The sequence below is a fragment of the Haladaptatus rarus genome, assembly GCF_054177585.1.
In genome coordinates this window covers 293,517-317,491 of the sequence record NZ_JBPEHG010000002.1, presented here as the reverse complement: position 1 = coordinate 317,491, position 23,975 = coordinate 293,517, and the positions used below count along the sequence as shown (strand labels likewise).

Annotated in this window: 29 protein-coding genes; 13 read left to right on the top strand and 16 right to left on the bottom strand. The window is 62.2% G+C overall.

The window, feature by feature from the left end; translation table 11 throughout:
- Positions 1-100: 100 nt before the first annotated feature.
- A complete protein-coding gene (locus ACR3FE_RS06825; protein WP_458206329.1) occupies positions 101-1,819 on the top strand; it encodes a glutamate--tRNA ligase in 1,719 nt (572 codons plus the stop codon).
- A gap of 536 nt (positions 1,820-2,355) precedes the next feature.
- On the opposite strand, the gene ACR3FE_RS06820 is transcribed toward ACR3FE_RS06825, so the two are convergent.
- From ACR3FE_RS06820 to ACR3FE_RS06810, 3 genes are all read right to left on the bottom strand, one after another.
- Positions 2,356-2,511 carry a DUF8014 family protein gene (locus tag ACR3FE_RS06820; protein WP_458206328.1) on the bottom strand — a complete coding sequence of 52 codons (156 nt, stop codon included), beginning with the start codon at positions 2,509-2,511 and terminating at the stop codon, positions 2,356-2,358.
- A gap of 23 nt (positions 2,512-2,534) precedes the next feature.
- Positions 2,535-4,823 carry a tRNA(Met) cytidine acetyltransferase TmcA gene (gene tmcA, locus ACR3FE_RS06815; RefSeq protein WP_458206327.1) on the bottom strand — a complete coding sequence of 763 codons (2,289 nt, stop codon included), beginning with the start codon at positions 4,821-4,823 and terminating at the stop codon, positions 2,535-2,537.
- Between the two features lie 186 nt (positions 4,824-5,009).
- Positions 5,010-5,870 (bottom strand): cytochrome c oxidase subunit 3, encoded by an 861-nt coding sequence (locus tag ACR3FE_RS06810; protein ID WP_458206326.1) that lies wholly within the window; start codon positions 5,868-5,870, stop codon positions 5,010-5,012.
- 182 nt (positions 5,871-6,052) lie between these two features.
- On the opposite strand from ACR3FE_RS06810, the gene ACR3FE_RS06805 reads away from it, so the two are divergent.
- The 9 genes from ACR3FE_RS06805 (at position 6,053) to ACR3FE_RS06765 (ending at position 12,743) form a co-directional block, all read left to right on the top strand.
- Positions 6,053-6,586, top strand: coding sequence for a GNAT family N-acetyltransferase (locus ACR3FE_RS06805; protein ID WP_458206325.1), 534 nt, complete (start codon positions 6,053-6,055; stop codon positions 6,584-6,586).
- A 193-nt stretch (positions 6,587-6,779) separates the two neighbouring features.
- On the top strand, positions 6,780-7,142 hold the full coding sequence (rpl7ae, locus tag ACR3FE_RS06800) for a 50S ribosomal protein L7Ae (protein WP_458206324.1): 363 nt from the start codon (positions 6,780-6,782) through the stop codon (positions 7,140-7,142).
- 11 nt (positions 7,143-7,153) lie between these two features.
- Complete coding sequence (locus ACR3FE_RS06795; RefSeq protein WP_049970866.1) at positions 7,154-7,381, top strand: 30S ribosomal protein S28e; 228 nt, start codon at positions 7,154-7,156, stop codon at positions 7,379-7,381.
- Positions 7,381-7,569, top strand: coding sequence for a 50S ribosomal protein L24e (locus tag ACR3FE_RS06790; protein ID WP_458206323.1), 189 nt, complete (start codon positions 7,381-7,383; stop codon positions 7,567-7,569). The genes ACR3FE_RS06795 and ACR3FE_RS06790 overlap by 1 nt, the downstream gene beginning before the upstream one ends.
- Positions 7,566-8,021 (top strand): nucleoside-diphosphate kinase, encoded by a 456-nt coding sequence (ndk, locus tag ACR3FE_RS06785; RefSeq protein WP_458206322.1) that lies wholly within the window; start codon positions 7,566-7,568, stop codon positions 8,019-8,021. Before ACR3FE_RS06790 ends, ndk begins: the two co-directional genes overlap by 4 nt.
- 137 nt (positions 8,022-8,158) lie before the next feature.
- The gene (locus ACR3FE_RS06780; RefSeq protein ID WP_458206321.1) at positions 8,159-9,562 is read left to right on the top strand and encodes a selenium-binding family protein; all 1,404 of its coding nucleotides are present in this window, start codon (positions 8,159-8,161) and stop codon (positions 9,560-9,562) included.
- A complete protein-coding gene (locus ACR3FE_RS06775) occupies positions 9,553-9,876 on the top strand; it encodes a 2Fe-2S iron-sulfur cluster-binding protein (RefSeq protein WP_458206320.1) in 324 nt (107 codons plus the stop codon). The genes ACR3FE_RS06780 and ACR3FE_RS06775 overlap by 10 nt, the downstream gene beginning before the upstream one ends.
- Positions 9,877-9,978: 102 nt before the next feature.
- Complete coding sequence (locus tag ACR3FE_RS06770; protein ID WP_458206319.1) at positions 9,979-12,381, top strand: penicillin acylase family protein; 2,403 nt, start codon at positions 9,979-9,981, stop codon at positions 12,379-12,381.
- Entirely contained in the window at positions 12,378-12,743 is a 366-nt protein-coding gene (locus ACR3FE_RS06765) for a hypothetical protein (RefSeq protein WP_458206318.1), read from the top strand. The genes ACR3FE_RS06770 and ACR3FE_RS06765 overlap by 4 nt, the downstream gene beginning before the upstream one ends.
- A 145-nt stretch (positions 12,744-12,888) precedes the next feature.
- Here ACR3FE_RS06765 and ACR3FE_RS06760 read toward each other — a convergent pair whose 3' ends face one another.
- The 6 genes from ACR3FE_RS06760 to ACR3FE_RS06735 all read right to left on the bottom strand — a co-directional run bounded on the left by ACR3FE_RS06760 (position 12,889) and on the right by ACR3FE_RS06735 (position 18,370).
- On the bottom strand, positions 12,889-13,221 hold the full coding sequence (locus ACR3FE_RS06760; protein ID WP_458206317.1) for a hypothetical protein: 333 nt from the start codon (positions 13,219-13,221) through the stop codon (positions 12,889-12,891).
- A gap of 333 nt (positions 13,222-13,554) precedes the next feature.
- A complete protein-coding gene (locus ACR3FE_RS06755) occupies positions 13,555-14,682 on the bottom strand; it encodes a methionine synthase (RefSeq protein ID WP_458206316.1) in 1,128 nt (375 codons plus the stop codon).
- Positions 14,679-15,674, bottom strand: a complete 996-nt coding sequence (locus ACR3FE_RS06750; protein ID WP_458206315.1) for a 5-methyltetrahydropteroyltriglutamate--homocysteine methyltransferase — start codon at positions 15,672-15,674, stop codon at positions 14,679-14,681. The genes ACR3FE_RS06755 and ACR3FE_RS06750 overlap by 4 nt, the downstream gene beginning before the upstream one ends.
- A 64-nt stretch (positions 15,675-15,738) precedes the next feature.
- The gene (locus ACR3FE_RS06745; protein WP_458206314.1) at positions 15,739-16,314 is read right to left on the bottom strand and encodes a HemK2/MTQ2 family protein methyltransferase; all 576 of its coding nucleotides are present in this window, start codon (positions 16,312-16,314) and stop codon (positions 15,739-15,741) included.
- On the bottom strand, positions 16,311-17,486 hold the full coding sequence (locus tag ACR3FE_RS06740; protein WP_458206313.1) for a mechanosensitive ion channel family protein: 1,176 nt from the start codon (positions 17,484-17,486) through the stop codon (positions 16,311-16,313). Before ACR3FE_RS06740 ends, ACR3FE_RS06745 begins: the two co-directional genes overlap by 4 nt.
- Positions 17,486-18,370 (bottom strand): 16S ribosomal RNA methyltransferase A, encoded by an 885-nt coding sequence (locus ACR3FE_RS06735; RefSeq protein ID WP_458206312.1) that lies wholly within the window; start codon positions 18,368-18,370, stop codon positions 17,486-17,488. The genes ACR3FE_RS06740 and ACR3FE_RS06735 overlap by 1 nt, the downstream gene beginning before the upstream one ends.
- Positions 18,371-18,482: 112 nt before the next feature.
- Between ACR3FE_RS06735 and ACR3FE_RS06730 the strand changes: the two genes are divergently transcribed.
- Positions 18,483-18,791, top strand: coding sequence for a hypothetical protein (locus tag ACR3FE_RS06730; protein WP_458206311.1), 309 nt, complete (start codon positions 18,483-18,485; stop codon positions 18,789-18,791).
- Between the two features lie 51 nt (positions 18,792-18,842).
- Here the strand turns inward: ACR3FE_RS06730 and ACR3FE_RS06725 are convergent, their stop codons facing one another.
- The 3 genes from ACR3FE_RS06725 to ACR3FE_RS06715 are packed head-to-tail and all read right to left on the bottom strand — an operon-like array spanning position 18,843 to position 20,110.
- Positions 18,843-19,415: a DUF655 domain-containing protein gene (locus ACR3FE_RS06725; protein ID WP_458206310.1), complete on the bottom strand. Its 573-nt coding sequence runs from the start codon at positions 19,413-19,415 to the stop codon at positions 18,843-18,845.
- Between the two features lie 43 nt (positions 19,416-19,458).
- Positions 19,459-19,815 (bottom strand): RNA polymerase Rpb4 family protein, encoded by a 357-nt coding sequence (locus tag ACR3FE_RS06720; protein ID WP_458206309.1) that lies wholly within the window; start codon positions 19,813-19,815, stop codon positions 19,459-19,461.
- Between the two features lie 4 nt (positions 19,816-19,819).
- Positions 19,820-20,110 (bottom strand): 50S ribosomal protein L21e, encoded by a 291-nt coding sequence (locus ACR3FE_RS06715; RefSeq protein ID WP_458206308.1) that lies wholly within the window; start codon positions 20,108-20,110, stop codon positions 19,820-19,822.
- Positions 20,111-20,247: 137 nt separating this feature from the next.
- On the opposite strand from ACR3FE_RS06715, the gene ACR3FE_RS06710 reads away from it, so the two are divergent.
- Together ACR3FE_RS06710 and ACR3FE_RS06705 are read left to right on the top strand one after the other, a co-directional pair.
- On the top strand, positions 20,248-21,414 hold the full coding sequence (locus tag ACR3FE_RS06710; RefSeq protein ID WP_458206307.1) for a cystathionine gamma-synthase: 1,167 nt from the start codon (positions 20,248-20,250) through the stop codon (positions 21,412-21,414).
- A 50-nt stretch (positions 21,415-21,464) separates the two neighbouring features.
- The gene (locus ACR3FE_RS06705) at positions 21,465-22,139 is read left to right on the top strand and encodes an MBL fold metallo-hydrolase (RefSeq protein WP_458206306.1); all 675 of its coding nucleotides are present in this window, start codon (positions 21,465-21,467) and stop codon (positions 22,137-22,139) included.
- Between the two features lie 25 nt (positions 22,140-22,164).
- Here the strand turns inward: ACR3FE_RS06705 and ACR3FE_RS06700 are convergent, their stop codons facing one another.
- The 4 genes from ACR3FE_RS06700 to ACR3FE_RS06685 form a co-directional block, all read right to left on the bottom strand.
- Complete coding sequence (locus ACR3FE_RS06700; protein WP_458206305.1) at positions 22,165-22,431, bottom strand: elongation factor 1-beta; 267 nt, start codon at positions 22,429-22,431, stop codon at positions 22,165-22,167.
- Positions 22,432-22,433: 2 nt separating this feature from the next.
- Positions 22,434-22,610 (bottom strand): HVO_2753 family zinc finger protein, encoded by a 177-nt coding sequence (locus tag ACR3FE_RS06695; RefSeq protein WP_007978781.1) that lies wholly within the window; start codon positions 22,608-22,610, stop codon positions 22,434-22,436.
- 57 nt (positions 22,611-22,667) lie between these two features.
- Complete coding sequence (locus ACR3FE_RS06690; protein ID WP_458206304.1) at positions 22,668-23,060, bottom strand: OsmC family protein; 393 nt, start codon at positions 23,058-23,060, stop codon at positions 22,668-22,670.
- An 89-nt stretch (positions 23,061-23,149) separates the two neighbouring features.
- On the bottom strand, positions 23,150-23,887 hold the full coding sequence (locus tag ACR3FE_RS06685; protein WP_458206303.1) for a metal-dependent hydrolase: 738 nt from the start codon (positions 23,885-23,887) through the stop codon (positions 23,150-23,152).
- Positions 23,888-23,975: the final 88 nt, after the last annotated feature.

Sequence of the window (23,975 nt, the reverse complement as noted above, 5' to 3'; positions counted from 1 at the left end):
ATCTACGTGATGGTTTATTTGTTCTCAAGACTACAATAACCGTTTGAGTCTTGTGGCGGATTCGCGGGAGTTTTGAGACGGGCAGGAATACGATTCGGTAATGGACGACGAGTTACGCACCCGAGTCGAGACCGAAGCGGAGAAACACGCGCTGTTCAACGCGCTAAAACACGACAGCGACGCGGATGTCGGTGCCATCATGGGGTCGCTGATGGGAGAGAATCCCGAGTTCCGCGAGTACGGAAGCGAGGTTCCGGGAATCGCGGGGAAGGTCGTCGCGCAGGTGAACCAGTTGGACGCTGAAGGCAAGCGAGAGCGACTCGCCGACCTCGACCCCGAACTCGTCGAGGAACTGGATGCCGAAGACGAGGAAGACGACCGAGTGCTCCCCGACCTGCCGAACGCCGAGGAGTACGAACAGGTGCGCATGCGCTGTGCGCCGAACCCCAACGGCCCGTGGCACATCGGGCACGGTCGGATGCCAGCCGTCATCGGGACGTACAAGGACATCTACGACGGCTGGTTCCTCGTTCGCTTCGACGACACCGACCCCGAGACGAAACGCCCCGACCTGGACGCCTACGACGATATCTTAGAGGACGTGGAATACCTCGGCTTCGAACCCGACGAGGTGATGAAGGCCTCCGACCGTCTCGAAATCTACTATGACCACGCCCGCGACCTCATCGAGAAGGGCGGCGCGTACACCTGCTCGTGCTCGGGTGAGGAGTTCTCGGACCTGAAAAACGACGCGAAGCCGTGCCCGCACCGCGACAAAGACCCCGCGACGACGATGGCCGAGTTCGAGGACATGATCGCCGGGGAGTACAGTTCGGGCGAGTTGGTGCTCCGCGTGAAGACAGATATCGAGCACAAGAACCCCGCACTCCGCGATTGGGTGGCCTTCCGAATCGTCGATACGCCCCACCCCCGGCCGGAGGCCGCTGAGTACCGCTGCTGGCCCATGCTCGACTTCCAGTCCGGTATCGACGACCACCTGAAAGGTATCACACATATCATCCGCGGGATCGACCTGCAGGACTCCGCGAAGCGCCAGCGATTCGTCTACGACTACTTCGACTGGGAGTACCCTGAGACCATCCACTGGGGGCACGTCCAGGTAGACGAGTACGACATCAAGATGTCCACCTCGACCATCGGCGAACTCGTTCGAAAGGGCGAACTCGACGGCTGGGACGACCCACGCGCACCCACGCTCCAGAGCGTGCGCAGGCGCGGCATCCGCGGCGAGGCGATCACCGAGGCGATGGCCGAACTCGGCACCTCCACGAGCAACGTCGATCTGGCGATGAGCACCATCTACGCCAAGAACCGCGATCTCGTGGACGACGAGGCACCGCGATTCTTCTTTGTCCGCGACGGGGTGGAGTACCCCCTCATCGGCGACCATCCCGAGGTCGCAGAACCGCCGGTTCACCCCGACCACGAGGATAGAGGCACGCGCCACATCCCCGCCGGAGAGGCAGTCCGCATCGAATCCAAGGATATCCCCGACCACAACGAGCGCGTCTGGTTGAAGGGACTGGGCTGTTTCCGCCACACCCGCGACGCCCTCCAGTACACGGGCGACGACATCAGCGCCGTCCGCGACGAGGGCGTGGACGTGATCCACTGGGTACCCGCCGAGGCGACCGTCCCGGTTCGAATGCGAACCATGGACGGGGACGTGGACGGCCACGCGGAACCCGACTTCGCGGAAACCGACGTGGACGACGTCGTCCAGTTCGAGCGCGTCGGCTTCGCTCGCGTGGATCGCCACGACGAGGACGAGATCGTGACCTACTTCACACACGAATAGACCGACGGAGCGGCGTTTTTCTCGGATCTCGACCACCTGTCGCGTTTCACGAATCGTTGACTCCCTTCACGGCCACGAGGACGGGACGAACCAGTCCGGTGAGTCCCGTCCTCGACGGGGGAGGGCAGGACCGAACCTGGCGGATGACGGGCGGGGGAGGAGCGACTGAAAGGAGCGACGACCGAGGGCAGGAGGAAATCTCCGATTTCCTCGGCCGCGGAAGAGCTTTTTTCTTCCGCAGGCTTCGCTTTGCTCCACCATCAGCTAGCCTCTCGACCGGTAGTCTCTCTGCTGGTTCGGTAGTTTTCCGAGAGCGAATCACTGGAGTCGAACGATTCTACGCAGACTATCGCTAGGGCAAAACGAAGCCCTCAGTCGCTCACGACTCGCTTCGCTCGTCGTTCTCTCTTTCGCCCTTCACCCGCCAGGCACCGCACCGCCTGCTTTCCCCCGTCGAACGCGGAACTCGCTGAACGTGCTCGTTCCGCGGTCTCGGCCACGATACTGAGGTCAGTAGCGAGAAGATCGCCTCCTCTCTACTTCCACTCGACATCCTTGAGCGGTTCTGCCACGACACCGTCCTTTTGAGCCAGCACCCGCGCGTGGCTGGTGCAAACCTCTCGATTCTCGGCCCAGGGGATGTGCAGGCGAACCGCCGCCTCGTCGTCGCAGTCGTCCTCGGCGCACTCCATCACCCGACCATTGGGTGTCGCCCCTAATCGGTGTACCGCCCGACTTCCGCTTGGGCGGTGTCGTTCCCATACTGGTCGACGAGTGGCTGGAACGCCTTGCCTAATGCCCGCATGGCCTCCCCCGCTGAGTGGTATCCGAGTTCGTCAGCGACACCCGGCCATCGGTGGGCCTGCAACACCTTCCGCACCAGCAGACGCTCTTGGTCGGCCGAGAGCAGGTTCGAATCGGCTGGATCGACGAGCTGCTTCACGACCAGTCGCCGGAAGGGGTCGGGGCCGTGGTCGAACTGCCCCGGCCCGTAGGCGCTGGCGGCGACGAGTCGCCACTCCCAATCCGAGAGCGCCAGCGAGATCGTGGTGTCTGTCGCCCGAAGCGCCTCCCGCACCACGTCCGGTTCCATGTCGCGGAGGGCATCCGTGAGCACCGACACGATTCGTTCCGCGAAATGCCGAGCGTGGCGGTCGTACAGGTCGCCCCCCGCATCGCTGAGCGGGTCGAGCATGAGCGCCGAGTACTCGCCGCTGGCGTCGTTGCGCGTGGTCGAGAGCTGGACGGTTCGATAGCCGTTCTCGCTCCAGAAACGGAGCAGTTCGGGGGTCGCACCGAATCCCGTTCCGAGCCAGTCGAGGGTCGAGAATTCGCGCCGGATCTCGCCGAGTAGGCGCGATCCGAGTCCGGACGACCGCACGGCGTGGTGAGTGGCGATCCGCATGACGCGCATCCCCTCCGGAACTCCAGCCTCGAAATCTCGCAACTGCGTCGTGAGAACGTCGGGGAGCATGTTCCCCTTCACGCGCCCGCCGTCGTACATGTGGTCGCGCACGCTCGCGGGGAGGTTCCCTTCCCGCGCCAGCAGCGCGACACTGACGACATGGCCACGCCAGCAGAGTGCTCGCACCGCGACGTTCGGTGCGTCGAGCAGCCGTGCGAGGTCTGCCGGTTCGGTTCGGTAATGAGCGAGAACCAGCAGGCCGAACGTCTCGCGGAGGCGGTTCTCGTCTTCGAGCAGGTCGTCCGGCTCGAACGCTCGATACTCGGCCTCGTCGGGAGTCGCATCCGCGACGAGCGGTTCGACTGCGGGCCGGGCATCGAGTGCGAGTGCGCGGAACGCCCACACCTCCACGGGGTCGCCCGGCGCGTACCGTATCGGCTCGACCATGCTCACGTCGGTCACATCGTGGCCGGTCCCGGCGAGTCGGTCGCGAAACCGAACCGAGAAGCCACGCCCGGCACCCTCGTAGCCGTGGACGGTGGTCGTGAACGCGACACGGGGAAATTCGAGAAAACGCTCCAACAGCCGTACCGAGAGTGCGGCGGCTTCGTCCACCAGCACCACGTCGGGGCGTGAGTCGGGATCGACCGCCGCCGTCGGTTTCTCGAATCGAACGCTGCCACCTGCGCCCGACTCGATCCGCGTCGGTGGGTCGTGGTCGGTGTCGGCGAGTTCGTCCAGCGTATCGAGCACTGCACTCGCCCGGACGAACACCTCGCGGGCACTCCGATAGCTCCGAGCAGTGACGAGTACGTCGTCTCCCTCTGCGGCGAAACAGCCTGCCGCGATTCCGGCGGCGCTCGATTTCCCCCGTCCGCGGTCGGCCTCGACGACGACTGCTCGTTCCTGCTCTCCGCGTTCCGATTCGTCTCGTTCGTCGTGTTTCGAGTCACTCTGTCCGCGAAGTACTTCGAGGGCACGCACCGCCGTCATCTGGTCGTCGGTGAGGCAGGCTTCGTAGGCGGCTCGTGGAAATTCGTGCGTCGGGAACTCGCGTTTCTGCTGTGTCAGTCGCGGGGCGGGGTGAGTCAGGCCGTCGTCCTCGACGGTTCCCGAATCCACGTTCAGGATTGCGACGCCGGGATGCGCGCGGAGGGTGGCGACGAAGCGTGTTCGAAAGTTCCCCGTCACGTCCTCGACTTCGAACGGTGGCACTGCGAGCGTCTCGTCGAACTCGTCCCGCCGGGTGGCCCACGAATCGAGCGACGGGGTGAGAAGAACGAACAGGCCACCGCCATCGACCGCGCCGACGACCCGCCCCAATGCGTTTGGTTGGAGTTCGTCGTGCGCGTCGAAGACGATGGCCTCGTGGGTCGTTCCGAGCAGGGTTCCCGCCTGCTGTTGAGTGACCTGTTCGCAATCGAGGACGTGTTGTGGGCCGACCTGCGTCGTTTTCGCTCGCGGAATCGTCGCCGCGTCGAATGCTCGTCTGGCGGCGTCGTACCCCGAATCTCGATTACCAGCGAGCACGAGCAGTCGTCGCTCGTTCGACTGGCGGGCTTCTGCTTTCAGGGCGGTCGCCACAGACGAGACGTCCATACTCGGCCTTCGGAAGGCTGTCGCAAGGATGTTTCTCTTCTTCGATGAACCGGTAAAAGGTCAGGAGTCGTGGCGAGGTGGAGTCGGGTGATGGCGCCAGACCCACTCGCACTCTGCGGGGACCTCGCCATTTGCACCGACATCGTCGTTAAATAAATGCTTTCTGGCACTGGCAACGTTTCACACTCACCCAGTGAGCGACGCCCCGGCGTAGATGGAGACGACGAGGAATATCCAGACTGCGTCCACGAAGTGCCAGTACATCGAGACCGTGCTGATCGAAGTGTCACGGTCCGCGTCGTACTGTCCGACCAGCGCACGAACCAGCAAGATCGCCATGAGAACGACGCCGAGTGTGACGTGCAGTCCGTGCAACCCCGTCAAGCCGAAGAATGCGCTTCCGAAGACGCCGGACGTGAGCGTAAAGCCCTCGTGGACGATGAACTCGTAGTACTCGAACAGCTGTCCACCGAGGAAGACGACGGCGAGCGCGACGGTCAAAGCGAGGAGACCGACGAATCGCGTTCGGTTCCCTCGATGGAGCGCGACGTGCGAGAAGTGCAGGGTGACGCTACTGACGACGAGGATGAGGGTGTTGACGAGGACGAGCGAGTTCAGCAGGGGTGGGATGGTCTGCCCGGTCGGTGGCCACGCGCCCGTGCGGATGAAAAAGTAGTAGACGAACCCCGCGCCGAACGTCGCCAGTTCGGTGCCGAGAAACAGGATCATCGCCCACCGGAGTTTCGTCCCACCGGTCGCCTCTCGACTCCAGTAGTGGTCGACGAAGCCGTGATAGAGCCAGCCGTAGAGTCCGACGAGAAAGACTACCGTACTTGCGACGAAGACGGCAGGGCCGGACATCGCCGGAGCGTAGTCGTTTCCGCCGTGGCTCAGCACGTACAGTCCGGCACCGGCATACAGCCCTGCCGCCCCGACCGCGGAGACGAAGGGCCACCACGACGCTTCGCCGAACCCCTGTGGCCAGTCCGCCGTCGCTGGATGGTGAGCGTGTTCTCGTTCTTCCCTGCTTCCTCCCGTAGTCTCCATCCCTCCTTCTCCTCTGGACTCTATGCCTTCCCCACTCATGGCTCCCATTCCTTCCCATTCATACCTCGAAGTACGGGCCGCCGCGTCAAAACAGTCATTCAGATTTCTCGAAGACGTTTCGGTCGGCAATTTGCTGTGAGCGATGTGAAACGATTTTGTCACTCTTCCGTCTCGTCTCAGGTATGCCCGGCCCCGTCTTTCTCGAAGGCGACCGCGTCGAATTGCGTACGACCGAACGGGAGGATCTCGACCTCCTGCAGCAAGCACGGAGTAACCCCGACCTTCGGAGGTCACTCGGCTTCCTCCAGCCGTACTCCCACGAACAGGTCGAGGAGTTCTACGAGAACACGATAACCGCGAACAACGGCGATGCGAACTTCGTCGTCTGTGTCGACGGCGAACCCATCGGTGAAGCGAGTCTGTTCGGCATCGAACGAGACCACGGCGAGATCGCCTATTGGATAGATACCGATTGGCAGGGAGAGGGATACGCCACGGAGGCGGTGTCGCTCTTGCTCGACTACGCCTTCGATACGAGAGGGCTTCATCGAATCGTCGCAAAGGTTGCAGCTTTCAACGAGGCCTCGCAAGCCCTCGTCGAGCGACTGGGATTCGCGCAGGAAGGTCGGTTGCGAGATCACGTGTTCTCGCGCGGCGACTACCGCGACGTGCTGTTTTACGGTCTGTTGTGCGACGAATATCCCACAGATAACTGACAATGGATTCGTCCGAAATCACCCGACGTGGGGGCGTGCGCTAGCGTAGCACCCCGTCGTCTATTTGAAAGCGTTTTTATGGGGGCATAATCTACTGAAGGGTACAACCTGTGCGGGGTTGATGATGCTCCTAGCCATACAGGATTCATCTGGCAGGGGAGCCTGAGCCAGCGCACAGGGAGGTGAACAACCTATGCCAGTATACGTCAACTACGACGTCCCAGCTGACCTTCAAGACCGAGCGCTCGAGGCGCTCGAAGTCGCACGGGACACCGGAAGCGTAAAGAAAGGAACGAACGAGACGACCAAGGCAGTCGAACGGGGTAACGCAGACCTCATCTACGTCGCCGAGGACGTCCAGCCGGAAGAGATCGTCATGCACCTGCCCGAACTCGCAGACGAGAAGGGTATCCCCTTTATCTTCGTCGAGACGCAGGACGATGTCGGCCACGCCGCTGGACTCGAAGTCGGCAGTGCCGCCGCAGCCATCGTCGATGCGGGCGAGGCTGGCGAGGACGTAGACGATATCGCCTCCAAGGTCGAGGAACTGCGGTGAGGTGGTAGACGATGAGTGCTGAAGAGACCGGACAGGAGGATTCCACCTCCGCCGAGGTCATCGAAATCGTCGGCAAGACTGGGATGCACGGCGAGGCCATGCAGGTCAAGTGCCGCATCCGAGAGGGCGAGAATCAAGGGCGCATCATCACGCGCAACTGTCTTGGCCCCGTCCGTGAGGGCGACGTGCTCCAGTTGCGTGAGACCGCACGCGAGGCAGACTCCATCGGAGGACAATAATGCCACAGACACGAGAGTGTGACTACTGCGGAGACGACATCGAACCCGGTACGGGGACGATGTTCGTCCGGACGGACGGAACGACCATCCACTACTGTTCATCGAAGTGCGAGAAGAACGCCGACCTTGGCCGGGAACCGCGCGACCTCGAATGGACCGAGGAAGGCGGTAGTGGTGGTAACGAATGAGCGAGCGAACCTTCGTGATGGTCAAGCCCGACGGCGTCCAGCGCGGCCTCATCGGTGAGATCGTCTCCCGATTCGAAGACCGCGGTCTGAAGATGGTCGGCGGGAAGTTCATGCAGATCGACCAGGAACTCGCCGAGGAACACTACGGCGAGCACGAGGGCAAACCCTTCTTCGAAGGCCTCGTGGGCTTCATCACCTCCGGACCAGTCTTCGCGATGGTCTGGGAGGGACAGGATGCAGTCGCACAGGTTCGCAAGATGATGGGTGAGACCGACCCCGCCGAGTCCGCGCCGGGAACGATCCGCGGCGACTTCGGACTCGACCTCGGTCGGAACGTCATCCACGGCTCGGACACCGAAGAAGGCTCCAACGAACGTGAGATCTCGTTGTTCTTCGACGATGACGAACTCATCGACTACGAGCGAGTCGACGAACCGTGGCTGTACGAGTAATCAGCTACTGACGACACGGATTCATTTCATTTTGCTTCGATAGATAGCGGATAGCCGGAGATGTTAGCGGCAATATTTGCCGCTACACGTCACATCACGATAATCGGTAGCGTACCTCATCCCCGAGGGGAGGAACAGTGAGTGACACCGAATCACCAGAAAGCGGAGCGCACGAGCACCACGAACACCACCACGAGGTAGAGGGGCCGGGGTACGCCACGCCACAGGCGGCCATCGAGCAGGCCGAGCGCGAGAAGATCGCCTACGTACCATCGCTGTACGTCGGCACCGACGTCGACGCACCGGACTTCCTGTCAGTCGTGGACGTCGACCCTGAGTCCGACACCTACTGCGAGGTCATCGATCGAGTGGAGATGCCGAACAAAGGCGACGAGCTACATCACTTCGGCTGGAACGCCTGTTCGTCGTCCTGCCACGTCGAAGGACTGGAGCGCCGACACCTCGTCGTTCCGGGCCAGCGGTCGTCCCGACTCCACATCGTGGACACGAAGAACCGCGAGAGCCCCGAGATCGTAAAGACCATCGAACCGGAGGAGGTGTACGAGTACGACCTCTCGGCACCGCACACCGTCCACTGCATTCCGGATGGCGAGATACTCGTCTCGATGCTCGGTAACGCAGAGGGCGACCTGCCGGGTGGCTTCCTCGAACTGAACGAGGACTTCGAGATCGAAGGGCGGTGGGACTCGCCGGGCGATATCGAATTCAACTACGACTACTGGTACCAACCCCGGCACAACGTGATGGTGTCGAGTGAGTGGGGTGCGCCGAAGACCTACTATCCCGGCTTCGACCTGGAAGACGTGGAGGCGGGCAAGTACGGCCACAGTATCCACTTCTGGGACTGGACGAACCAGACTCTCGAGCAGACTATCGACCTGGGCGAAGAGGGGTTGATACCGCTCGAAGTCCGATTCCTCCACAGCCCCGAGGCAGCCCACGGCTACGTGGGCGCGGCACTCTCGTCGAACATGTTCCACTTCTACGAAGAGGATGGCGAGTGGCACGCCGAGAAGGTGATCGACATCGAACCGCGCGAGCACGAGGACTGGGATATGCCGGTACCGGGTCTCATCACCGACCTCCTCGTCTCGATGGACGACCGATACCTGTTCTTCTCGAACTGGCTCCACGGCGACGTGCGGATGTACGACGTGAGCGACCCGAAGAACCCACGGCTCGTCGATCAGGTGTGGGCTGGCGGTCTCTACGGCCCGCGCCACCCAACCGGCGAGGACGACCGGCCGGTCATCGCAGGGCCACAGATGCTACAGTTGTCCATCGACGGTGAACGGCTCTACTGGACGACCTCGTTGTTCTCCACGTGGGACAACCAGTTCTTCCCGGAGGAGGGCGAGAAGGGGTCGGTGATGCTCAAAGCCGACGTGAACCCACGGAAAGGCACGATGACCCTGGACGAGGACTTCCTCGTTGACTTCGGTGAGATGCCGAACGGTCCGGCCCGCGCACACGAGATCCGGTGGCCCGACGGCGACTGCACGAGCGACGTGTGGCAGTGAGCCATCGCGTCGAACTCCACTGGCGCGACGGGCGCACCGAACTCGTCCACACCGACGGCGAACAGTCGATACTCGACGCGGCAGAGGGTGTGGCGGTCGGGCTACCCTTCGGCTGTCGAATCGGCGCGTGTGCGACCTGTACGGGGCGACTCCTCGACGGTCGAATCGAACATACGCGACCACCGAAAGCACTGAAATCCCGTTTTCGTGACGAGGGCTACGTCCTGCTCTGTATCGCACGGGCACGAGAGGATTGCCGAATCGAAGTCGGTGTCGACGTACAGACCGACCTCGTGACGAATCCGTGGAAGTGAGACGAAGCACGACCACACAAAATCACCGATTGACCTGATCGGCCCGATGGGTTCGATTGTCGGGATACATCCATTTATATCGACTCCCTCACAGTTCGATACATGGATACTGACATCACCCGCCGCGCGCTCGTCGGAGCCATCCTCGGCGGGAGCGTTGCCGGGGGTGTCCTATCCCCGGTCGAGAGCTACCTCCAGCGATTCGCCCCTCTCTCCGGGTCTGCGTGGGACGGGGCGACCGACCCACCCGACGGGCGCGTCGAAAGTCCCTACGGGGACGCCAAACTCCGGTACGACGAGGACGGTGTCCCGAACGTCACGGCCGACGACGAGCAGTCGTTGTACTTCGCGGTGGGGTACGCACAGGCTCGAGACAGATTGTTCCAGCTCGACCTCCAGCGCCGACTGATGCGCGGCCAAGTGTCCGCTGTCGTGGGCGAGGTGGCCCTGGAGTCGGACGAGTTCCACGTCCAGATGGATTTCGCGGGTGCGGCAGAAGCCACGTGGAACCACGTCTCGGACACCGACACCGGCAAACTCGTTGCGGCGTTCTCCGAAGGCGTCAACAGCTACATCGAGAACGAATCGCTTCCGCTGGAGTTCGGTCTGCTGGAGTACGAACCCGCACCGTGGACGCCCGCGGACACCATGCTGATGGAAAAGCAGATATCGTGGAACCTGACGGGGAGTTTCCTCACACTCCGGCGGGCGAAGGTCGCGGAGAAACTCGGTGGCGAAGCCGCCCGTGACCTCTATCCCGCACGCCTCGACCACGATTCGCCCATCATCCGAGGCGGCGGGGGCGGGGACGAGAGTGGAGACGGCTCGAACGAGTACGTCTCGCCGGGGTACGATCTGTCAGGGTACGGTTCGTCGGGGAGCACGGTCGGAACGCCACTGCTGGACTGGGTGGGCAAGTTCGAACGCGGACACGGAATCGGGTCGAACAGTTGGGTCGTCTCCGGGAAACACACGAAGAGCGGAAAGCCCATCGTGGCGAACGACCCGCACCTGACCCTGATGGCGCCGCCCGTCTGGTACGAGATGAACCTGCGGGTAGACGGGATGCGAGTGCGTGGGGTCACCTTTCCGGGTGTCCCGTTCGTCGTCATCGGGGAGAACCACGCCGGGGCGTGGGGATTCACGAATACGGGTGCGGACGTCATCGATTTCTACGATTACGAGACCGACGGCGACCGCTATCGATACGAAGGTGCGTGGCGCGAGTTCGACGAAACGACGCGGGAGATCGAAGTGGCCGATGGCGAGAGCCGCCGCGTGACGGTTCGGAAGACGGTTCACGGCCCGCTGCTGGAACGGGAGATGCTGGACGACGAAGCGTACCGCGTCGGTGTCGCGTGGACGGGCCACACCGCGACGGAGACGACGCTGGCGATCCACCGGTACAGCAAGAGTGAGGGGATGGACGACGTACTCGCCGCGACGCGGCAGTTCGACCTGCCGACACAGAACCTCGTCTACGCCGACCGCGATGGAAACACGCTCTACTACGTCACCGGTCGGATTCCGAGACGGATGGTAGACGGCAAGCAGGTGCGCGGTGACCGGATCTTCGATGGCTCTGCCGGGGAGGGCGAGTGGAGAGGCTTCGAACCCTTCGGCGTCTCGACGTGGGAAGGGTTCGTCCCGTTCGAGGAGAAACCGCACGTCATCAACCCGGACCTGCTGGCCACCGCGAACCAGCGCGTCACCGACGACCCGTATCTCTCGGAAGCCTACTCCAGCCCCTACCGCGGCCAGCGAATCTACGAACTGCTGGACGAAGCGGTGGCGTCCGGCTCGGGGATAGACGTGGCGACGATGGAGGCGATACAGGACGACGCGCTGGACAAGCGCGCCCAGCAGCTCGTGCCCGAACTGCTCGACGCCGCGCGTGGAAAAGACGGCCTTCAGTCGGCGGTAAAGACGCTCTCAGGGTGGAACTACCGGATGAGCCGCGATTCGTGGGGTGCGCTGGTGTTTGCGCACTGGTTCGACGCCTTCCGCGAGGAGACGCTGGGACAAGAGTTCGAACGCGCGGGGTTGGACGAGAGCTACTACCCCCGCGACTGGGTGCTGGCGCACCTCCGAGGTAAACGATGGTTCGGCGGCGACGGCAGGAAGGCGGTGATGGTGCGCGCCCTGCGGAATGCGCTAAAGAAAATCGAGGACGAGGGGTACCGGACTTACGGCGACTACAACACGACGCGGGCCATCACGCATCCCTTCGACCAGTCGTTCTTGAACTACCCCCACATCCCGACCGACGGGTCGAGTCACACCGTGAACAACTATCGGGTGGAGTCCGCTGCGGGGAGCAGTTGGCGGATGATCTGCCCGATGGACGACGATTCGGAGGCCATCCTGCCGGGTGGCAACTCGGGTGACTACTTCTCCGACCACTACCGTGATCAACTCAGAGAGTGGGCAGACACGAAGTACAAACCGATGACACACGAGATTCGTGGTGATGTCGCCGCCACGTTCGAGGAGGGAGCACGATGAACCGACTCGACGAGGTTCGAGGGGAGGATGCGGCGAGGCGATTCGACGACCTCCAGAACGACGGCACTCTCCGCTGGGTGCTGATCGGCGTCGGCGCGATCATCGGCCTCGCACTGGCGTGGGTGCACTGGCTCGGCTTGCTGGTCGGTGGCGTGCTGGTCAGTCTTCCCACGCGCGACTGGAGACGCGGCATCCTCGCCGGACTCGGGTTCGGTGTGCTCGCCCTGCTGGTCTTCGCGGGATTGCTAGCGGCTCGCGGTGCACTTGCTCCGGCGCTTGAGATGGGTCAGATCACTCTCTTGGCAGTGGCGATTCCGCTGGTCGCCGGTGGAATCGGTGGACTAGCACGGGGACTAGTTTAACGGCTATAGCATCGGAATCGTTTCGTTCTCGGAGGACGAGTCGAAAGCGGTAACGAAGTTTCCAGACACCTTTGCTTTGAGGCGTAAATTACCGCAGTGACGTCGTCCCAGAAAGCCTTTGGACGCCATCGTCACTACAGACGAGCTATCGACGTAACAGAGTCCTCGAAAGCCCCCGTCGTCTCGACTCGAGCGCTACGCGAGCGCGGGGCGCTCGCTCGTCGCCGCTCACTATGTTCGCGGCGACCTCGTAGCGCGCTTCACTCCCTCCGGTCGCTCCAGTACTTACGTCGTCGTCCTTCGCCGAGACGACGGCCCCTTTCAGTCCCACCCCGCAACCGCCACCGCACCTCGTCCTCCCCAACCCCCTCGCTCCCGGTGGTCGCTCGTCCCTCGCGCGGACGACCCGGAGGGTCGTCTTCGCGCGCCACCACGATTGCTGGCCAATCACCGTCGAGAGTTCACGCCTGTCAGTCACGGAAGTTCCCGGCCCGTCCAGACAACTCCCTGGTGGACTGATAGGGCGAGCGGAGTAGGCGAAGCCCGACCCCTAAACACCGCAGGCACGACCAGCGGGAGCGCCGAGGAGCGCAGGGCGGTTCGCGCGAGAATAGCCCGCGAGGGCTTTCTGGGACGACGTCACTGCGTCGGTGGGGGCGCACGAAGTACGAAAGAGAGCTTTTCGAGACGTTAACACGGTGTTAGCAGAATCATCCGAATCCAGTACAAAACAGTACAAATCAGTACAAGTCAGTAAGACCCCGCCATGAAGGCTGTAATCCCCGAAAACCACTTCGACTCTGAACCGTCGCTAGTCGTCCGCGCTGACGGGCGTGCGACGAACCTCCAACTCGCCCGAATCCAGTTCTGCCTCGATCTCGCGTGCGGCCTGCACCATGTTGGCCATCTTCTCGTAGGCGACCTCACGCGGAAGGAGTTTGAGACCACAGTCGGGACTCACCGTCAACTGATCCGGTGGGACGATCTCGAGCCCTTTCTCGATGTTCGCCTTGATCTCCTCGACGCTCTCGACGGTGGCGTCGTGGGCGTCGGTGACGCCGAGCGCGAGGTTCGCCGTGAACTCGGGGTCGCGGAACACGTCCAGTTGGTCGTAATCGCCGTTCGCCAGTTCGAGATCGAACTCGTCCACCGGGAACTCCAGAATCTCAGGGTAGATGCGCGAGTAGTCGCCGTAGCAGACGTGCAATCCGAGATACACGTCGTCCGGGATGCCGTCAGCGATACGCTCCAGACATCCCCCGACGATGGCGTGGTCGTCGGGCGTCGTCGCCAGCGCGGGTTCGTCGATCTGGATGTAGCGCGCTCCGGCGTCCACCAGTTTCTCTATCTCCTCGTTCACGAGGTCGGCGAGGTCGTAAGCCAGCGATTCTTCGTCGTCGTAGGCTTCGTTGAAACTCCAGCTCGCCAGCGTGTAGGGACCGGTGATCGGAACCTTCACGGGGCGCTCTGCGACCTCGCTGGTGAACTCGTACTCGTCCACGAGCCACGTCTCGTCGTACTCGACTTCCGAGACGACGCTCGGTTTGTCGAAGTAGTTGTGCCCCCACACCTTCACCGGGCCATTGAACTCGTAGCCGTCGATCCGGTGGGCGAAGTACTCGACCATCTCGTTGCGCCGCATCTCACCATCGACCACCACGTCGAGGCCCGCGCGCTCGTGTTCGGACGTGATGAGCCGAGACGCGTCGTTCTGTGCTTCTTCCAACGCTTTCTCGTCGAAGTCGGCGTCGGGGTCGTCGTACAGGTCACGCGCCCTGTCCACCCACTTGGGCTTGGGGTAGCTGCCGACGACAGTCGTCAGGATGAAGTGGTCGTTGTCGTGCTCCGGGGGTTCGAACTGGGAGCGTGCGTCGCTCTGCTCGCGGGTCGTTCCTCCCCGCTCGCTACTTCGAGATTCCTCCGGGATCTCGCTACTCATGCTCGCACCTCCTGCACCTGTGCCGCTTCAGCCAGCGCCGCGAGTTTCGCCTCGAACTTGTTGTACGGCAGGTAGAACAGTTCGGTGTTGCTCGTCAGGTAGGCGGTATCGAACTCGTTGACCGGCGTGTTCTCCTCGAACCATTCGACGCGCTCCGCGATAGTTTCCGACGATTCGACCAGGGTGTTCTGGCCGTCCACGAGACCGAGCGCGACGGAATCTTTCGTTCCGTACTCGTTGACGTTGTAGAGACTACCTTCGTGGTCGGTGACGAGGTCGTACCCCACTGCGTCTACGTCGGCGTCCAGCAGATGGGCGTGAACCTTCTCGTCGAGCGAGCCCCAGTAGGTGTGGACGACCACCTCGGCGTCGGTCGCCTCGGCCACCACGTCGATCGCCTCGCTGGCACGGGCGTCCGTCTCGTCGCCGGGTGCGTTCGTCACGAGCGACGGTTCGAGGAGGAACAGCGTCTCGACATCGGGGAACGCCGCGACTTCCCCTGCCAGGAAGTCGGCAACTCCGGCGAGGAACTCCTCGTTGTCACCATAGTACTCGTCGGTTGCGAGGTCGGCGAGCGAGTACGGGCCGGGGAGGACGGCCTGTACGTCGTCGGTGAGTTCGCTCGCCGCCTCCAGTTCCGAGGCCACGTCGCCATCGAAGGTGAGTTCGTCCACCACGATGGGGTCACGATAGAAGTTGTTGTTGTCGTAATACCGGACGATGCCACCCGTCTCCACCGAATCGTGAACCGTGAGTGGATGCGCGAGCATGTCGTCCCAGCGCAGTTGTCCTTCCACGATGCGGTCGAGTCCGGCATCCTGCTGTCCCTCGACGACTTCGGCACGCGCGTCGTCGTAGATGGCGGCTAGTTCTGGCCCCTCATCGCCGGTGATGAGGTCGTCTTTCTGGTGTCCTTTGACGTCAGAAAGGTCGTCTTTCGCCCAGTCCGGAAGGGGGAAGACCCCCGGTGTGGTTGCGATGCGCTCGGTCATGGTACCCGACCGTATGGTATGCTGGGCTTTAATATTTTCCATACCAGAAAATTATCGACAGTTATCAACGGACCAACTTCAGCACCGTCAGCGTCTCGAAGGGGAACGACTCGTCCCGGAGCGCGACTGCACTGAACCCGTTCGCGCTCGCCCGCTCGACTACCTCCTCGACGCCGGAGAGACTACTGACGAGGAGGAACACTCGACCCTCCGGAGCCAGCACTCGTCCGACGGAGTCGAGAAATGGGTCGATGACCTCTCGCCCCGATTCGCCACCCGACAATGCTCGTTCCATCCAGTCGTCGCGTTCTTCCTCTGAGTCGGTCGGGAGGTATGGTGGATTGAACAGGACGGCGTCGAAGACGCCATCGCGAAATGGGGCGACGAGGTCGCCACGAACCGCCTCGACGCCGCGCTCGCGTGCGCGCTCACAGGCGTGTGGATTCACGTCCGACCCGAACACTCGCGCGCCAGTCTCGTCTCCGACGTACTCGGCGACGTATCCCGAACCCGTCCCGACTTCGAGCACGAGTTCGTTCGAGGACACCTCCTCGCCCGCTACCTCGGCCAGCAGGTGCGAATCCTCCGCCGGTTGGTACACCGCCCTCTCGATTCCGCGTCGGTCTGCGAGGTCGGTCATTCCTCGTCACCGTCCTCGTCCGAGGCGGTTCGCTCGCGCTCACCGCCGTCCGCCGTCGCGCCGAGTTCACGCTGCTGTTTGCCAGCGACCTGAAATCCACCGGTCTCCTCGCGCCCCGAGAGTTCACGTTGCGGGAAGGGAATCTTGATTCCCTCGTTCTCGAACGCACGCTTGACTGCCCCGATGACCTCCGTCCGTGCACGCCACTTCCGGCGCGCACTCGGCTTGTCGATCCAGAATCGCAGGCCGAGGACGACGGCGGAATCGGCGAGTTCCTTCGTCACGACCTCCGGCGACGGTACCGACAGCACGTCGTCCGGTTCCTTCATCGCATCCTTCGCCAGACTGGCGGCTTTCTCGATATCCGCGTCGTAATCGATACCCACGTCCACCTCCAGTCGCAGCCGCCCTTTCCGGCTCCGGTTGACGATGGTACTCCCGCCGACTACGTCGTTCGGAATCATCACGAACTCGCCGTCGAACGTCTGGATGCGTGTGTTGACGACGGAGATGTCCGTCACGATTCCTTCGCGCTCTTCGATCTCCACCCAGTCACCGATCTCGAACGGGCGGGCGAACATCAGCATGAATCCGGCAAGCAACGAGCCGAGCGTCTGGCGGGCGGCCATACCGACGACGATACCGAGGAATCCAGCACCGACGAGCAGGCCGGTGATGTCGACGTTCCAGACGCCGAGTACGGCGGTGAACCCGACGACGTACACGGAGAGCTGTGCGACGCGGATCATCACCCTCGTCTGGTGCTGGGAGAACGCATCGCGTTGGTCTGTCATGCGTTCTATCCCTTGCCGGGTTAGGCTTGCTGCGACGTATGCCACAGAGAGCGTCACGACGGTCATCGTGACCTTGACGCCCGTCCAGTCAGTTATCAATGTGTTTATCCAATCCTCCCAATCGGTAGGGATGATGAGTGCCGTATTGACGACCTCCCACAAGAACAGTAACGTCACCCCCCCGAGTGCGAAAAACACGGTGAGGAATCCGATCACGAGGACGTTCGCCAGTGCATCCGGCATCCTCTCTCGCAAGCGTGGCCACATCTGCCACGCGATGAAGAACACGGCAGCGATGGCGATAACGACGAATGCCGTGATGAACAACCGCACGTCGAGCATGGTGAGGTTGCCGATCTGCTCGATCCACTTCGCCATCAGCCGCCACCTCGCCTGAACTCGTCTGCGACCTTCGCCATCGCGGCGAACTGTGCGGGCGTCACCTTACCGGCACGCTTCCGCAGGATGTCGTCGCCCAGAACGTCGGAATCGGGGGTTTCGAGTGCGTCGACCACCGCGTCGGGGTCGTCCAGGCCCGAGATGTGGGCCGTATTGCGAATCGCGTTTCGAATCGTCTTCCGACGTTGGGTGAAGACCGCCTTCACGAAATCGAGGAAGAACGCTTCGTCGTCCACTTCGTAATCCGGCTTTCGCGGCGTCGTGCGGACGATGGCGCTCGACACCTCCGGTTGTGGCGCGAACGCCTCGCGCGGGACGTGCTCGACGACTTCCACGTCGGCATAATGCTGTGCCGTCACGGAGAGTCGGCCATAATCGTCGCTTCCGGCCTCTGCGGCCATGCGCTCTGCGAACTCTTTCTGGAACATCAACACCAGTGGCTTGCCCAGCGGGAGCAGGCGAAACGCGATCTCGCTGGAGATTCCGTACGGAAGGTTGGCGATGCAGGCGGTTAAGTCGGGGAGTTCGACGCTCAGTGCATCGCCCTCGACGACCGTCAGTCTGCCAGCCTCGCAATCGTCCCGGAACTCCCGCCGCAGGAACTCGGCGAAGGTCGGGTCGCGTTCGACGACGGTTACTCGGTCTGCGACGGCGAGCAGTCGATCCGTGAGTACGCCCGGCCCGCCCCCGATCTCGAGGACGTGCGAGCGATCCATCTCCTCGGCGTACGTCGGTATGCGATCGACGACTCGGTCGTCCACGAGGAAGTGCTGGTCACGGTTCGGGTCGCCACGAACGCCTGCTCGCTGGATAAGGGCGTCGGGGTCTCTCTGACCGTGTTCCTCGTGTGGCGCGCGTTCCATCGTTATTTCGGTCTTCCAGAGCGAGTGGCCTAAACCCACCGAGTTGCAGTCGTCAGTAGCCACCACTCTTACTGCGCTCGCGTGTCTAGTCAGAACGAAGGGAGGTTCGAACATGGGACGACGAAATCCAATACATCCGGACGTCGCCGAATGGGACATCGACGACGACGAGTACGACCGCGCCGAATACGTGGGTGTGAAAGATGAAGGCGACCCCGTCTTCTACAACCCGGAGTCTCGTTCGACGTTCAGGGGGAGAGTCCACCCTGAAGACGAGCAAATTACGCCGGTCGAAGGTTCGGAGGAGTCGCTCGGTGCCGGAGAGTCGCTCGGACAGGCGATCGAACGACTCGGCGAGAAGACGGGATGGGAATCCCTCTCGGAGTTCGCGCGCGAACATCTCGAAAGCGACGAAAACTGATCGCTAGCCGAACGACCGAAAGCGACGAGAGCGAAATCGGCGAAAACGAGGTCAGTCGCGCCGCGCGAACGTCCGATACTTCAGGTCGTCTTCCCGAACTTCTTCGAGAATCCGCTCGACCAGCACCTCTTTCGGGTTGTGAAGCCCGGAAACGCGGTCTTCGAGATCGTCGAAGCTGTCGAAGGGCTGGCGCTTTCTCGTTTCGAGCACGTTGTTCCGTAGCTTCTTCCCGATTCCCGGCAGCAGATTCAACTGGTGAAGCCGGAGGGTGATGGGCTGTGCGTCGTTGTAGAAATCGACGAAGCGCTGTTCATCGCTGTCGATGATGTCTCTGACGGCGTGTTCGAGTTCGGACTGTGCGGCCGCCGACAGGTCGCTGTACTCTATCTTCCGTACTTTCTCGACGCCATCTCGGTCTCCCGGCGGTTCGACGGTGACATGGTCACCGATTCCGACGCCCCCATCCTGTTCGAACGTGAGTTCGAGCAGGTGAAAGTCCGATTCTGTCAGTGCGTACGCGAGCGGTTCCTTCTGGTACCGAGGCCGGTCGTCGTCCGCCCTACCATGCGGAAGAAAGTCCAGCACCACAGCCACCGCTTCGCGGCCACTCTCGGATTCGCTCATTGCCACGTAGTACGGTGACGAGTAACTTAAAGAGTCGGTCAGTTTACTCGTATTTCGCCACGACGTTCAGGATCTCGTCCAGTTCGTCACCGGAGAGTGTGAATCGTTCCTGTGCGTAGATCGCTCGGAGTTCGTCGCGGTCTTTCGGCAGGAGGTCTGCGATCTTGAACGCCGTCGGTTCGTCAACCTTCTCCAGCTCACGCAGCTCTTCGACCAGATCTCGGGACTCCTCAGCGTCAAGAACCGCGAACCGGTTGACGTGCTCGATGGCACGCGAGAGGTTGTAGGGCATATCGCGGGTCTCGTCCATCGCGCGTTCGTACTCGATGTCCGAGAGCAGTTCCTTAGCCTCTGCCGTAGTGAGATAGTCCTCGTCGAGCTTTTCCTTGAAGATCGTCATGGAGTTACTCCTGAGCGCGGAGGTGAGCTGGCTTGACGATCAGCGTCTTGTCCTTGCCACCATCGTTGATGATGACTTTGAAGGCTTTCCCTTGCTTGCCGACGACCTCACCCGTTCGACCGTCGAATCGGGGGTGGAAGCGTCCTTCGCGGACGCTCGGGTCGATCTTGAGATGGACTTTCTGTCCTTCCTCGAACTCCTGGACTGCGCGCTGTGGCGGCGATGTGCCGCGATCTCGGGGGTTGTTAGACAACTTTTCGCGGGTGCTGTGGTACGGTCCGTGCGAACTCGGCATAGTCGTATGACGCTCTTGTTCGGTGACGGTTATAAAAGGTACGTTCCGCGTCCGAGAGGTGGGGTGGATTTCCCATCCGACTCGTCGGTCGGCGATGAAGGACAAGAGTAACCTGCCCGCACTACCTCTCCTCGCCCATGACCGACCGCGACGACTTCCAGTTCGAAACGCGCTCTATCCACGCTGGACAGGAACCTGACGAGGAGACGGGTGCGCTGATGACGCCCATCTACGCCAACTCGACCTACGTGCAGGACGGCCCCGGCGACCACCGAGGATACGAGTACTCCCGGACGGGCAACCCGACGCGCACCGACCTCGAAGCCAACCTCGCCAGCCTCGAAGGCGGCGAATACGGCCGTGCCTTCTCCAGCGGGATGGGCGCTATCAACACCGTCCTGAACCTGCTCGAGTCCGGCGACCACGTGGTCGCCAGCGAGGACGTGTACGGCGGTACCCACCGCATCTTCACGCAGGTCTACGAGAAGTACGACCTCGAATTCGACTTCGTGGACATGACCGACCTCGGTGAAACCGAGTCCGCGATGCGCGAGAACACCGAACTCGTCTGGGTCGAGACGCCGACGAACCCACTGCTCAACGTCGTTGACATCGACGGAACTGCCGAGGTCGCCCACGAGTACGACGCGCTCTGTGCCGTGGACAACACCTTCGCCACGCCGTACCTCCAGCGCCCGCTCGAACTCGGTGCTGACATCGTCTCGCACTCGCTGACGAAGTACCTCGGCGGCCACTCCGACGTGGTCGGTGGCGCGCTCATCACGGACGACACCGAATTGGACGAGCAGTTCGGCTTCTACCAGAACAGCGTCGGCGCGACGCCCGGCCCCCACGACTGTTTCCTCGTCCTTCGCGGCACCAAAACGCTCGGCGTGCGGATGGATCGCCACTGCGACAACGCCCGCGACATCGCCCACTGGCTGGACGACCACGAGGCGGTCGAGACGGTGTACTTCCCCGGCCTCGAATCGCATCCCGGTCACGACCTCGCAGCAGCGCAGATGGACGACTTCGGCGGCATGGTGAGCTTCGAACTCGACGCCTCGCTGGAAGAGGCCGCAGACGTGGTCTCGGAGACAGAAGTCTTCACCCTCGCTGAGAGCCTCGGCGGTGTCGAATCGCTCATCGAACAGCCAGCGACGATGACCCACGCCGCGATTCCGGAAGCAGAGCGCCACGCCGCAGGACTCTCTGACGGTCTCATCCGCGCCAGCATCGGCATCGAGCACGTTGACGACCTGAAGGTCGACCTCCAGCAGGCGTTCGACACGGTTCTCGATTGAGAACCAGTTCAGCCAAACGATTCAGGCAGGTGGCTCTCGTTGGGCGAGGTATGAAGCTCGACCAGCACGTCTATTCGTTCCCGCTCACCTTCGACCGCGGCGACCACCAGACGACCATCCATCCGGCAGGCGTCGAAACCGAAACCGGACTCATCCTTCTCGATGCTGGCTTTCCGGGGCAGATAGACGGCCTTGCGTCGGCGCTCGCCGACGACGGATTCGAGTTCGAAGACGTGGAGACGCTCCTGTTGACCCATCAGGATGGCGACCACGTGGGCGGCGCGAGCGAACTGGTCTCCCGAACCGACGCAACAGTGATGGCCCATCCCCGAGATGCGCCAGCCATCGAGGGCGACGAAGACCCCATCAAATCGTCGGGCGACCGCTATCCGCCGGTTCCGGTGGACGTGCAAGTGGTCGAAGGCGTCGTCTTCCGAACCGAAGCCGGGCCGATGTGGGTCGTCGAAACGCCGGGGCATACGCCGGGTCACGTCTCGCTGATTCTCCCCGATTCCGACCTGCTCATCGCGGGTGACGCCATGACCGCCGACGAAAACGGTCTTGCTGGGCCGAACGAGAGATTCACACCCAAGATGGACGAGGCGATCGACTCGGTGGGAAAACTCACGCAGTTCGACGTGCACCGAACGCTCTGCTATCACGGTGGCTCCGTCGAAGGTGACAATGCCGACGTTCGAGCAGTGTACGAGTCACTAACGGGGTGAGAGTTCGAAAGTCGAAAAAATCGATCTAAATTCGACCGACGTTCTGCACGTCGACGCTCTCGACGCCGTCGACGGTCGAGAACGACTCCTCGACGGCTTCCGTGCCACCGGCATCGTCGGGGACGATGACGGTCGGCAGGAGCGCGACGAGACCGAACGCGACGTTGTCACGTTCGAAGCCGTTGATCTTCGCTCCTTCGGGGAGCGAATCCTCCAGTCGATCCTGGAGGTCGTCGAGGTCGATATCCGGGCTCTGCGGCATCACTTTGATTTTGGCTGCGACTTTTCCCATTGTTATGGTCCGAGGAACCCACAGTCGGGGCACTCGTAGAGGTTGCTTTGTTTGCGGCACTTTGCACAGCGGTAGATAGTTTGCCCGCAGTCGGGGCATTTGAAGGACGCGGCGTTCGTGCCGGAGATATTGATCCCGCACGAGACGCATTTTCGCGCCTGCTTTTGCGTCTGACTCATACCCCCACGTTCCGCCGCGCGGTTTTTAACGCTTCCCTTTCGGGGTTCGGAGGTTCCTTAGAATGCGCCGGTTTCGACGGAGGCCTCTGCGTGGAGGCTCTCTTTCAGGGCGTCGTGAACCTTACAGAGTTCGAACGCGCGTTCTACGACTTCGTCAGCCGTCTCGTCGTCGGTGTCCGCTTCCCATCGGATGTTGAAGCCGATGGCGTCGAGTTTGTCGTCGTCATTTAGCTCGCCGGTGACGTCGATCTCGATCTTCCCGAGGTCGCCAGCACCGCGCTGCTCGCCGCCGACGCGCAGGGCGGGGACGTAGCAGGAGCCGTACGACGCGAGCAGGGTTTCGAGCGTGTCGGGGGCGTCTTCACCCGTCGCGTCGATGCTGATGGCAAAATCGCGGACGTCGTTTTCGGCACTGAACCCTTCTTCAGACGTAGTGGTGACTTCTGGCATTGCGTTTCGACGGTCTCTCGCAACGCTCCTAAGTATTGTTCTTCCGGTCGCACTTGACGCAGAGAAGTAGGGATCGGATGCGATGACCCTCAGTACGACAGTTCGTCTGTCAGGTCGAACGTTTCGTCGCCCTCGAGCACGCGAACCTCGGCGTCGTTGCCGGTCGCCTCCACTTCGCGCACGAAGTCGTCGGTGTCCTGTTCGATGGGTGGGAAGGTGTCGTAGTGCATCGGGAACGCGAACTCGGGGTCGAGCCAATCGACCGCGATGGCCGCCTGCCATGGCCCCATCGTGAAGTGGTCGCCGATAGGAACGGCCACGGCGTCGGGTTCGAGGTACGGGCCGATGATCTCGCGCATCTCGGTCATCAGCGAGGTGTCACCCGCGTGGTAGAACGTCTCGCTCTCCTCGTCAGAGACCTGTGTCGGCTTCGTATCCGAGATGATGAAGCCCGCTGGCATCCCGCCGGAGGCACCGTAGCTGGTATCCATCCCGTTGGTGTGGTCGGCGCGGTGCATCGTCACGTACGCATCACCGCACTCGACGGTACCCCCGAGATTCATCCCCATTCCGCCGGCGGCGTCGAAGTCACCGTACTCGTCACGGCAGTAGTCGACGACTTCGGGTGTTGCGACCAGCGTTGTTCCCTCGTACCGGTCGACGTCTCCGATGTGGTCTGCGTGCCCGTGCGTGAGGAGGACGTAGTCCGGGTCGAGTTCCTCCGGGTCGGTGTCCGTCTTCGGGTTGTCGAAGAACGGATCGATGAGGAGTTCGGTGTCGTCTACGGTGACGTGCCACGTCGAATGTCCGTGCCAAGTGAGTTCCATGGTGCGGTCGTCAGTAGTGCATAATCGGCCTTAAAGGATGTTGGCGGTCGTGGGCGACATCGACGGATTACCGGAGTCCGAACGATTT